Origin of the sequence: Pseudoalteromonas sp. Z1A6 (assembly GCF_011378745.1) — a bacterium.
GTDB classification, from domain to species: Bacteria; Pseudomonadota; Gammaproteobacteria; order Enterobacterales; family Alteromonadaceae; genus Pseudoalteromonas; species Pseudoalteromonas arctica.
The window spans coordinates 1-11,462 of record NZ_WTKW01000122.1 but is presented as its reverse complement, the minus strand read 5'-3'; the positions used below and the strand labels follow the sequence as shown (position 1 = coordinate 11,462).

At 39.7% G+C, this 11,462-nt stretch carries 9 protein-coding genes; 6 read left to right on the top strand and 3 right to left on the bottom strand.

From position 1 onward, the window contains the following. A partial coding sequence (locus tag GQR46_RS09625) for a hypothetical protein (protein ID WP_165740813.1) occupies window positions 1-941 on the top strand: 941 nt, incomplete at its 5' end. 3 nt (window positions 942-944) lie between these two features. On the opposite strand, the gene tusA is transcribed toward GQR46_RS09625, so the two are convergent. The 3 genes from tusA to fadB all read right to left on the bottom strand — a co-directional run bounded on the left by tusA (window position 945) and on the right by fadB (window position 4,832). Next, complete coding sequence (tusA, locus tag GQR46_RS09620) at window positions 945-1,184, bottom strand: sulfurtransferase TusA (protein ID WP_007377644.1); 240 nt, start codon at window positions 1,182-1,184, stop codon at window positions 945-947. Window positions 1,185-1,498: 314 nt separating this feature from the next. Then, window positions 1,499-2,668 carry an acetyl-CoA C-acyltransferase FadA gene (gene fadA / locus GQR46_RS09615; protein ID WP_007584192.1) on the bottom strand — a complete coding sequence of 390 codons (1,170 nt, stop codon included), beginning with the start codon at window positions 2,666-2,668 and terminating at the stop codon, window positions 1,499-1,501. A 4-nt stretch (window positions 2,669-2,672) separates the two neighbouring features. Further along, complete coding sequence (gene fadB / locus GQR46_RS09610; protein WP_165729279.1) at window positions 2,673-4,832, bottom strand: fatty acid oxidation complex subunit alpha FadB; 2,160 nt, start codon at window positions 4,830-4,832, stop codon at window positions 2,673-2,675. 193 nt (window positions 4,833-5,025) lie between these two features. Here fadB and GQR46_RS09605 point away from each other — a divergent pair, with 193 nt between their 5' ends. From GQR46_RS09605 to GQR46_RS09585, 5 genes are all read left to right on the top strand, one after another. Beyond that, window positions 5,026-6,912, top strand: coding sequence for a transglycosylase SLT domain-containing protein (locus tag GQR46_RS09605; RefSeq protein ID WP_165740812.1), 1,887 nt, complete (start codon window positions 5,026-5,028; stop codon window positions 6,910-6,912). Between the two features lie 149 nt (window positions 6,913-7,061). Continuing rightward, complete coding sequence (gene pepQ, locus GQR46_RS09600; RefSeq protein ID WP_165740811.1) at window positions 7,062-8,384, top strand: Xaa-Pro dipeptidase; 1,323 nt, start codon at window positions 7,062-7,064, stop codon at window positions 8,382-8,384. 88 nt (window positions 8,385-8,472) lie between these two features. Beyond that, window positions 8,473-9,087 carry a YigZ family protein gene (locus GQR46_RS09595; RefSeq protein WP_008171987.1) on the top strand — a complete coding sequence of 205 codons (615 nt, stop codon included), beginning with the start codon at window positions 8,473-8,475 and terminating at the stop codon, window positions 9,085-9,087. 96 nt (window positions 9,088-9,183) lie between these two features. Further along, window positions 9,184-10,635, top strand: coding sequence for a TrkH family potassium uptake protein (locus tag GQR46_RS09590; protein ID WP_165740810.1), 1,452 nt, complete (start codon window positions 9,184-9,186; stop codon window positions 10,633-10,635). A gap of 44 nt (window positions 10,636-10,679) precedes the next feature. After that, window positions 10,680-11,339: a flagellar brake protein gene (locus GQR46_RS09585; protein WP_165729282.1), complete on the top strand. Its 660-nt coding sequence runs from the start codon at window positions 10,680-10,682 to the stop codon at window positions 11,337-11,339. Window positions 11,340-11,462: the final 123 nt, after the last annotated feature.

Here is an 11,462-nt window from a genome sequence, read left to right as displayed (position 1 = left end):
CAGAAAAAAAACTCATTTCTTACTGCTTTCTAACAGCTATAAATATTCCGCAAGACTTCTCAATTGAACAAGATAAATTAGGTTGTATAGAAGGGTATGAATTTACTTTTGTAGATCCATATCCTGAAAAATTCGGGCGGACAAGTAGTCTTGAAGCCGCTACATATAGAAAAGTGATTATAAAGTTAGATGCATACTCACCAGATATAGCATTAAATAAAGCGTATAAGTTCTTATTAACTAAGTTAGCTATATGGAGTTTATTGTATACAAAGTGTATTTTTAGTTTTGAAAATAATAAATCACTTAATGTTTTTGGACTTGGGGGAATGCATACTTTACATTCTGCAAGTGATGGCAAGATGCTTAGAAAGTATGTTGAACTAAACTATATATCTCGCCCTAAATGGTCAATTCAATTCGAGGGTGTTTCAGATAGCATTTTATCAAAAAGTTATCATATAGAGCAAAATTTACACAAACTGAAATATTCTAAAAAAGTGATTGATACTTTATGTAGTTATATTATCGCAGCTAATGAATTTAATCATATGAATTTATTACGCGAGCTTTGGACTGCCATTGAAGTGTTAAATAAAAAAGAGAAACCAAGAACTATACCAAAAAAAGATATAGGAACTAGAGAAAATGGTGAGGAAGCGAATTCGGCAAAAAGTGCCATTTCAAGGTGTTGTAAAAGTATAGGCCGAGATGAAAAGTTGCTATTGAACTCAGCCCGAATTATCAGGAATATTTCAACACACAACACTTATAAAAGTGATTATGCTAAATACATATGCCAAGAGCTTTGTAGCGTATTTTTAGATGTATTAATTTATCACAGTGATGTAGATCGAGATACTAACTTTGATGATGCTCTACCTAAAGTTGAGCAAGTATTTAAAGGTAAAAAGAACCAGGTTGTAGTAATAAGTTTATAACCACTACAACCCTTTCTTCACCACATATCTATACGGTGCTTCTTCTGCATCTTTAGCCACCAGCGTGTGATCCATGAACGTACAAAAACTCGGAATGTCGCGAGTTGTTGACGGGTCATCAGCGGTTATTAATAACGTTTCACCATCACTCATTTTACGAATGGCAGCGCGCACCATCATTACTGGCTCTGGGCAGCGTAGGCCTATGGCATCTAATTGGTGATCGGGGTTATCAAAGCTCATAATAAATTGGCCTGTTTAATTAAAGTGATTACTGCGTCAGTGAGTGCGTATAGCAATTAATAAGTTTGGAAGTTTAACGCAATTTTAAGTGTAATTTAACTATTTTACTTAGATCTAGATCAGCATTTTATTTAACGCTTTTAGTAGCTTCAAAATGCTTTATTAAATAATACGCCCGATCACATAATTACGCTGTTACATGCTTGTTTGATAAAGGGTCGTTTTCACTTAATTAAAGCTAATAAAAAAGGCGAACTGAATAAAATCAGTCCGCCTTTTTAATCACCAAGATGGTTTTACATGTTTAAAACTAATTAGTCTTGAACACGTTCAAATACAGTGGCAATGCCTTGGCCTAAACCAATACACATAGTTGCTAAACCGTATCGTACATTTTTGTCTTCCATTAAGTGAATAAGCGATGTGCTAATACGCGAACCCGAACAACCCAGAGGGTGACCAAGTGCGATTGCGCCGCCATTTAAATTCACTTTTTCGTCAACAACATCCATTAACCCTAAATCTTTCATTACAGGTAATGATTGTGCTGCAAAGGCTTCGTTAAGTTCTACTACGCCTAGGTCATCAATTGTAATACCGGCTTGAGCAAGTGCTTTTTTACTTGCTGGTACTGGGCCGTAACCCATAATTGATGGATCGCAACCAGCGACTGCCATTGCTTTAATACGCGCACGAATTGGTAAGCCAAGTTCTTTAGCTTTTTCTTCGCTCATTACTAACATTGCAGATGCGCCGTCAGAAAGTGCAGAAGACGTACCGGCTGTTACCGTACCCGATGCAGGATTAAATACAGGGCGAAGTTTTGATAGGCCTTCTACTGTTGTTTCTGGGCGAATTACTTCGTCGTCTTCAACTAATATAAGCGAACCATCTGCTGCGTGACCTTCCATTGCTAAAATTTCGCGACGAAAACGGCCTTCAACAGTTGCCGCTTGTGCACGTTGATGTGAACGGTAAGCAAATTCATCTTGTTGCTCACGGCTAATGCCATGAAGCGTTGCAAGGTATTCTGCTGTTAAACCCATTGAGCCCGATGCTTGTGCAATCGTTGTTGCTAAGCCTGGGTGAAAGTCGTTGCCGTGAGTCATAGGTACGTGACCCATGTGCTCAACACCACCAATTAGGTAAGTGTCGCCAGCGCCGGTCATTATTGCGCGTGCAGCGTCATGCAATGCTTGCATTGACGAGCCACATAAACGGTTAACCGTTACAGCAGGTACGCTGTGTGGGATACCGGCAAGTAATGCTGCGTTACGTGCTACGTTAAAGCCTTGCTCTAATGTTTGTTGTACACAACCCCAATAAATATCGTCAATTGATGCTGGATCAACTGCTGGGTTGCGATCAAGTAAGCCTTTCATTAAATGTGCGCTTAAGTCTTCAGCACGTTTATGTTTGAATACGCCACTTTTAGAGCGACCCATTGGTGTGCGGATACAATCTACAATTACTGGATTATTCATGATATTAACCTTCCACCTTATAGAAAACACGACCTTCTTCGGCCCACTTGCGAGTTTGCTCAGATACTTGGTAAATCGCACCTAGGTGAGCGTATTTGTCTGCTGCTGCAACAAAGTTAGCTAAACCAGTTTGATCTAAGTAACGGAACGCGCCGCCTCTAAATGGAGGGAAACCAACACCATAAACTAATGCCATATCTGCTTCTTGCGGAGAGGCAACAATGCCTTCTTGCAAACACAGTAGCACTTCGTTAATCATTGGAATCATACAACGGTCGATGATTTCTTGTTTATCAAATTCTTTTGGTGCGTCTGTAATTGGGCTTAATAGCTCAACTGCTGTCTCGTCATGAGACTTTTTAAGACGACCGCGACGATCTGTTTCGTATTTGTAAAAACCGGCTTTGTTCTTTTGACCAAAACGTTTTTCGTTGGCAAAAATAGTCACAGGGTCTTTATCAGCACGAGCCATACGCTCAGGGAAACCGTCAGCCATTACGCCAGTACAATGGAACGCTGTATCAATACCTACAACATCAAGTAAGTAAGCCGGACCCATAGGCCAGCCAAATACGTTTTCCATTACTTTATCTACTTTTGCAAAGTTAGCGCCTTCAACCACTAATTTGCTAAAACCTGCAAAGTAAGGGAATAAAACACGGTTTACAAAAAAGCCTGGGCAATCGTTAACAACAATTGGTGATTTACCTAATTTAAGCGCGTAATCAACTACTGCATTAATTGTTTTATCTGAGGTCTTAGCACCACGAATAATTTCTACTAATGGCATTTTTGGCACTGGATTGAAAAAGTGCATACCACAGAAGTTTTCTGGCTTATCTAGCGCTTGTGCTAGTAAATCAATACAAATAGTCGATGTGTTTGAAGTAAGTACAGTGCCTTCTGGCATGTTCTTTTCAAGATCAGCGAGTACTGCTTGCTTAACTTTAGGGTTTTCTACAACGGCTTCAACAATAATGTTGGCGCTTTGTAGGTCTGAATCGTTAAGTGTTGGTTTGATTTTGCTAAGAGTTGCCAACATTTTTTCCATTGGCATGTGGCCACGCTTAACTTTTGCACCTAATAACTTAGACGCTTCACCCATACCTAAATCAAGCGCATCTTGTTGGATGTCTTTCATTATAATAGGTGTGCCTTTATAAGCAGACTGGTATGCAATACCGCCGCCCATAATACCTGCACCTAATACAGCTGCTTGTTTAATTTCTACATCGCTGTGCTTAGCAAATTTACGTGCTTTACCTTTAATGTATTGGTCAGCTAGGAATATACCTGTTTGAGCTGCTGCTTCTGGTGTACGTGCTAATTTAGCAAAGTTGGCATTTTCGATTGCCATTGCTTCATCGCGAGTACAGTTTGCCGCTGCTTTAATAGTACGTACAGCCATAACCGGTGCAGGATAGTGGCCTTTGGTTTTACCCATTACCATACCTTCTGCCATAGCAAAGCTCATGCCTTGCTCAACACGGTTTAATTTAAGTGGCTGTAGTTTTACGTTACGTTTTGCTTGCCAATCTAGCTTGCCAGCAATCGCAAGTTCAAGCGTTGATACACTTGACTCTAAAAGTTTGTCAGTACTAACTACCGCGTCAAACGCACCTACTTTAAGGGCATCTGCTGCGCGATTTTCTGCGCCAGAGGTAATCCACATCATTGCGTTATCGGCGCCAATGATACGTGGTAAGCGCACTGTGCCACCGAACCCTGGCATTATGCCAAGCTTAACTTCTGGTAGGCCCATTTTAGCTGTTTCGCTTGCTATACGATAATCGGTAGCAAGTGCCCACTCACAACCACCGCCAAGTGCCATACCGTTTATAGCGGTTAGGGTTGGGAATGGTAAATCTTCGATTGCATCAAAAACGTCTGTTGCATTTTTGATCCACGTTACTAATTCTGCTTCTGGTTTAGTAAACGTTGGTAAAAATTCGAAGATATCGGCACCAATAATAAAGTGCTCTTTATCACTGGTAAAAATCATGCCTTTGATATCAGTATTAGCGGCTAATTCTTTTAATGCTGCCGCGCAATCTGAAAGAGTTTTTTGAGATAATGTGTTTACAGAACCTGCAACACAAAACTTAAACTCGGCGATGCTTTCCTTTAGGAAGCTAACTTCAAAGGAATCGCTTTTATATAACATTATTATTCTCCCTAGTTGACGAACTAAGACTGGTACGATGAGTTTGCATTTCAATCAGTGTGCTTGCTTTAAATTAAAAATGCAACGAAAAATTTAACTCGGTTACAATCGACTGGTTAAAATATAGCTGGTTTGGTGCTAAGGTGGTTGAAAAGTTTTTATTCACTACTTTAATTTTTTATTAAAGGACATTATGAAAAAATATTTATTAAGTGTTGCGGCAGCTGCATTCATTTTCCCTCTTTATTCTGCCGAGGCAAGTATCGATAACGAGGCATTTTTAGATGCCGAAAAAAAAGTAAGGTACGGAAGCTACCAAGACTTTAAAGAAGCGGTTAGTGGCTTAAATCATCCGTTGAAACCTTACGTTGAAAAAACATATTGGCAGCGCCATCCAAATATTAAGTATCAAGCAGAGATAGAAGACTATTTAAACATATATCAACATACTCCGCTTGAGTGGCCGGTACGTAAAGCATGGTTAGAGTATTTAAAAAAGAAAAATAAAAAAGCAGCTTATATTCGTAATTACCGTGAAACGTCTAATACTGGGCTTACCTGTACTTATTTAGATTTTCAGCTTGATTTGGGCGCACCTGAAAAAGCAATATTTAATCAGGTAACCGACCTATGGGCTGTGGGTAAGTCGCAGCCAAATGAGTGCGATAGTTTATTTTCACAGTGGCGTAAAAAAGGCTACATGAAAGAAGAAACCGTTTGGAAGCGCGTTACACTTGCTGCTGATGGCGGTACGCAAAGCTTACTACCTTATTTAAAAACGCTGTTACCTAAAAATGAAAGCTACTTAGCAGATTTATATTTAAAAGTACGTAAAGATCCAAGCGTTGCAGCTGGATTATATAGATATAAAAATAAGTCAGCTAAAGAAGGCCAAATAGCACTTTATGGTGTTAAGCGTTTAATATGGCGCGATAAAGAGCTTGCTTTGAAGGCGTGGGAAAAGTTAGAAAAAATATTTAAGTACAGTGATGAGGAAAAAGCGGGTGTGTATTACACTTTTGCATTGTCGCTTGCTTCAAGCGGGCATAAACAAGCGAGCTTTTGGCTAAATAAAGTGCCAAAAGAGCGACTAGACAGCAAGCTTATTCAATGGCAACTGGGCAATATGCTCAAAACCCAAGATTGGGAAGGTATCGCTGCGTTTTTTACAGGTAAAGAAAACTTAAGCCTTGGCCAACAATATTGGTTAGCTTACAGCTATGCAAAACGTGGTGAGCAACAAAAAGCCGACGACATTTGGAAAACCGTAGCGGCTAATCGTGATTATTACGGCTTTTTAGCAGCTGCGCGTTTGGGTTTACCTGTTGATTTAAATAATCAACCTTTAGCTGTTGATAAGGTACTTGTAGATAAAGTAAGGAATGCACCAGGTTATAAGCGCGCAAAAGCACTTTACGATATTGAGCGCTTTACGTCGGCGCGCCGTGAGTGGAATTATTTAACGGATACGTCTAGCGATGAAGAAAAGCTAGCAGCATCACAGTTATCTACCGATTTAGGTTGGCACGACAGCACTATTTTTACTTTAGCAAAAATTAAAGCGTGGGATAACGTAGAGCAACGCTTTCCGTTTGCTTTCCAAGATGTATTTGAGCGCTACAGTAAACGTAGCAAAATAGATGTTGCCTGGAGTATTGCTATTGCAAGGCGCGAAAGCTCTTTTGCGCCAGATGCACGCTCGCATGCTAATGCACGTGGTTTAATGCAGTTATTACCTAGTACTGCTGAGTATGTAAATAAAGGCAGTGTGACAAGTAGTCGTTTATATCAACCTAAAACAAATATTAGGTTGGGTACGAGTTACTTACAATACTTAAAAAAGAAAAACCATGGCAATGAAGTGCTGGCAACAGCTTCTTATAATGCGGGTTATCACCGTATAAAGCGTTGGTTACCTGATGACGCTATTCCGGCTGAGTTATGGGTAGAGCTTATTCCGTATCGCGAAACCCGTGATTACGTAAAAAATGTATTTGCGTACAGACAGGTTTACCATACAAGAATGGGCCGAGAAGGTAATGTATTAGCGCCGCTACTCGAAATGAAAATGGGCGGTTGAATATATGATACCAATCGACCAATAACTTAACACGATAGGTATAGGTATTAATAAGGGGGATGTTTACATGTTAAATATCCCCCTTTTTTGAGCGCTTAGTGTTTAAGTGGTAGACTCAGAGCAAGTTAAATTTAACAGATGGATTAACAATGGATAAATTAGCCGTTTTATACGCCGAACATATTGCAACACTGCAACAGCGTACTCGTACAATTTGTAATAGCGAAGGGTTAGAAGGATTAGTAATTCATTCAGGCCAAGCTAAGCGCCAGTTTTTAGATGATATGTATTATCCATTTAAAGTTAATCCACAGTTTAAAGCGTGGTTACCGGTTATTGATAATCCTCATTGCTGGATTGTGGTAAATGGCAGCGACAAACCAAAACTAATATTTTATCGTCCAGTAGATTTTTGGCATAAAGTACCAGACGAGCCTCGCGACTTTTGGGCTGAGTACTTTGATATAGAGCTATTACTTCAGCCTGATCAAGTTGAAAAGTTATTACCATACGACAAAGCTAAATACGCTTACATGGGCGAATATATTGAAGTAGCGCAAGCACTTGGTTTTAGTATTATGAACCCTGAGCCTGTACTTAACTATTTTCATTACCACCGCGCTTATAAAACGCAGTACGAGCTTGAATGTTTACGCAACGCTAACCGCATTGCAGTAGATGGGCATAAAGCTGCGCGCGATACATTTTTTAATGGCGGCAGTGAGTTCGATATTCAACAAGCGTACTTAATGGCTACACGTCAAAGCGAAAATGAAATGCCGTACGGCAACATTGTTGCGCTTAACGAAAACTGCGCTATTTTGCATTACACGCATTTTGATCCAAAAGCGCCACACACGCATAACTCATTTTTAATTGACGCCGGTGCAAACTTTAATGGTTACGCTGCTGATATTACCCGAACTTATGATTTTAAAAAGCAGGGTGAGTTTGCTGAGCTTGTGCAAGCTATGACGGTTCAACAAATTGAATTAGGTAAAGGTTTAAAGCCGGGTATGCTTTATGGTGATTTACACGTTGAATGCCATAACCGTATAGCACAAATTCTAAGTGATTTTAAAATTGTTAATTTACCTGCTGAGGAAATTGTTGAGCGTAAAATTACCTCTACTTTCTTCCCGCATGGTCTAGGGCATCACCTTGGTTTACAAGTGCATGATATGGGCGGCTTTATGAGTGACGAAAAAGGCACTCATCAGCCATCGCCTGAAGGTCATCCATTTTTGCGTTGTACTCGCCTGATTGAAAAAAACCAAGTGTTTACCATTGAGCCAGGCTTATATTTTATTGATTCACTGCTTGGTGATTTAGCGCAAACCGATAATAAGCAATTTATTAATTGGGAAAAGGTTGAGTCATTTAAACCATTTGGCGGTATTCGTATTGAAGATAACATTATTGTTCACGAAGATAGCTTAGAGAATATGACACGAGATTTAGCGCTCGATTAATTCTAGTTAACACTAATTAGTTTATACACGTTAAAATACGTACATTATTTAAAGGGGCCTTTTGGCCCCCTTTTTACAAGTTTAAAATATGTCTGAATATAAATATCCCGCTACTGACGTTTTTCATCAAGAAGAAATTAAAAAAAGTACGTTTATAGTTCACATTGCACATACCCCCGATTTAAATTCAGCTAAAGCATTTATTAAAAGCATTGAAGAAAAGTATAGCGATGCGCGTCATAACTGCTGGGCACATGTGGCAGGCAACCCCGGTGGCAGCCATGTTTATGGTTTTTCGGACGATGGTGAACCAAATGGCACTGCAGGAAAACCTATGTTAAATGTGCTGGTGGGTTCAGGCCTTGGCGAAATCACAGCTGTTGTTACACGTTACTTTGGCGGCATAAAATTAGGCACGGGCGGGTTAGTACGTGCTTATGGTGGCTCATTAAATAATGCATTAGTAAAATTGCAAACGGTACTTAAAGTTCCCAGTGTTGAAATTACAGGGAGTAGCGAGTACAGCATGCAAGGTGCGATTGAGCAGTTATTAAAAACAAAGTATCAAGTGCTTAATATTGATAAGCAATTTACTGCTAATATTGAATGGGTGATTACAATAGATAGCCGCGAAGCTCAGCAAGCAATCAAAGATATTTTTGATTTAAGTCACGGCGCAGTTGAGTTAACTATTAAAGAGTAATAACCTACACAAATTGCATGTAATGCATACTGACCCTATTTAATTTGGTTGATACTACTCAGCCTGAATTTACTAATAATAAAAGCGACAAGCTAAATGCAATTTCGTACCATCATAAAAATTATTGGCCAACTTGTTGCGCTGTTTAGTATTACCATGGTGCCTCCGGCACTGGTGTCTTTAATATATAAAGATGGTGGTGGTGTTCCTTTTGTTTTAGCATTTATCTTTAGTGTTGTTATTGGCATGATGGCTTACTACCCAAACCGCCATGAAAACGGTGACTTAAAAGCACGTGAAGGCTTTTTAATTGTTGTTTTGTTTTGGCTGGTACTTGGGGCGTTTGCGTCCTTGCCGCTTATATTTTTACAAGAACCTAATTTATCGCTCGCCGATGCGGTGTTTGAAGCATTCTCTGGCTTAACAACCACCGGCGCTACAGTACTTACCGGTATTGAGTACTTACCTAAGTCGGTGTTGTTTTATCGCCAGCAACTCCAGTGGTTTGGCGGTATGGGTATAATCGTACTCGCTGTCGCTATACTCCCCATGCTAGGTGTTGGTGGTATGCAGTTATATCGCGCTGAAATACCTGGGCCTGTAAAAGATTCCAAAATGACCCCGCGAATTGCCGATACAGCAAAGCACCTTTGGTATATTTATGTGTCGCTGACTATTGCTTGTATGCTGGCTTATTGGGCAGCAGGGATGGAGTGGTTTGATGCGATATGTCATGCATTCTCAACGGTCGCGATAGGTGGTTTTTCTACTTACGATGCTTCCATGGGGCACTTTGACAGCCCTGTAATTAACTTTATTTGTGTGTTCTTTTTAATTATTGCCGCTGTTAACTTCTCCCTGCACTACGCTGCAGTGGCGAGTCGAAACGTACAAGTTTATATTCGAGACCCTGAGTTTAAGGTGTTTTTGTGTATTCAATTAGCGCTGGTGGTTATTTGTTTTACCGTACTTTCCTCTAATGAAATATTTGCTAATGGCGATGAAACCCTCGATCAGGCATTATTTCAAGCTGTTTCTATGAGTACAACAGCAGGCTTTGCTACTGATAACTTTTCAACATGGCCTTTGTTTTTACCTATTTTACTTATATTTTCGAGCTTTATTGGTGGTTGTGCAGGCTCTACTGGTGGTGGTATGAAAGTAGTGCGCGTGTTCTTACTGTACTTGCAGGGTGTGCGTGAGCTTAATCGTTTGGTGCACCCACGGGCTATATATTCAATCAAGCTGGGTCGAAAGGCGTTGCCAGACAAAGTAGTAGAAGCCGTGTGGGGATTTTTCTCTGCGTATGCGTTGGTGTTTATTATTATTATGTTAGCGCTTATGGGCACGGGTATGGATAACATAACTGCGTTCTCAGCCACTGCGGCTTGTTTAAATAACTTAGGTCCAGGTCTGGGTGATGTAGCATCGCATTATGGCGCTATAACCGATGGTGCTAAATGGTTGCTTACCATTGCAATGGTGTTTGGTCGTTTAGAAATATTTACTTTATTAGTACTATTTACGCCTACATTTTGGCGTGGTTAAACGAGCCATTTGAATTTTAAAATACAAGTTAGTGGGAAAGGGATATGCCAACAAATTTAGAAAAGCTAAAGCATATAAGTGTAGGCAGCTTAGTCGACCTAGAAATATTAACACCTACAAGCAGTAAGCGTGTTAAAACTGAATTAGTTGGTTTACTCGATAAACAGTTTATTATTTTAAATTATCCCAATGCAAAGCGTTTACCTGTGGCGAGTGACTATTTACGTGATGGCGTAATGGTTGTTGTAAGAGCGCTTATTGAAGGTAGTGGTGGGCAAGTTATTGCGTTTCGCCAGCAAATTATGTCGGTAGCCTCTCATCCCGCTAAACTCGTGTTTATAAACTTTCCAAAGCAAGTGCAGTTATTTGCGCTACGCTCACAAACACGCATACCTACCTTATTACCTGCAAAGCTAAAACTAAGTGACGATAGGGTACTTGAAGGCCTTATTAAAGACATTTCACTCACTGGTGTAATGTTTGATATTAGAGGCGATCAGCAAGTTGAAAGTATTAAAGATATGCAATGCACTGTCGTACTTAATAGCAGTGATAAAGATTTTGAAGGTGAAATTTGCAGTGTTAAAGAGCATGCCGCAGGTGTGCACTGTGGAATTAAGCTACTAGCAAGCGAGGATGAAATGAAAGCCTTTATGAAAGAGCATTTTATAGACCCTTCTGCGCTTGAGCCTACCGTTGAATAAATAGGTTTTCGCTTATTTGCAACAAAAAGGCATTTTACGTCAGTATTTATAAAATGTTTTTTTCTCTTTCATAATTAAAATTATTATTTAAATAAAACAACTGATTACGTATTATTTTTTACA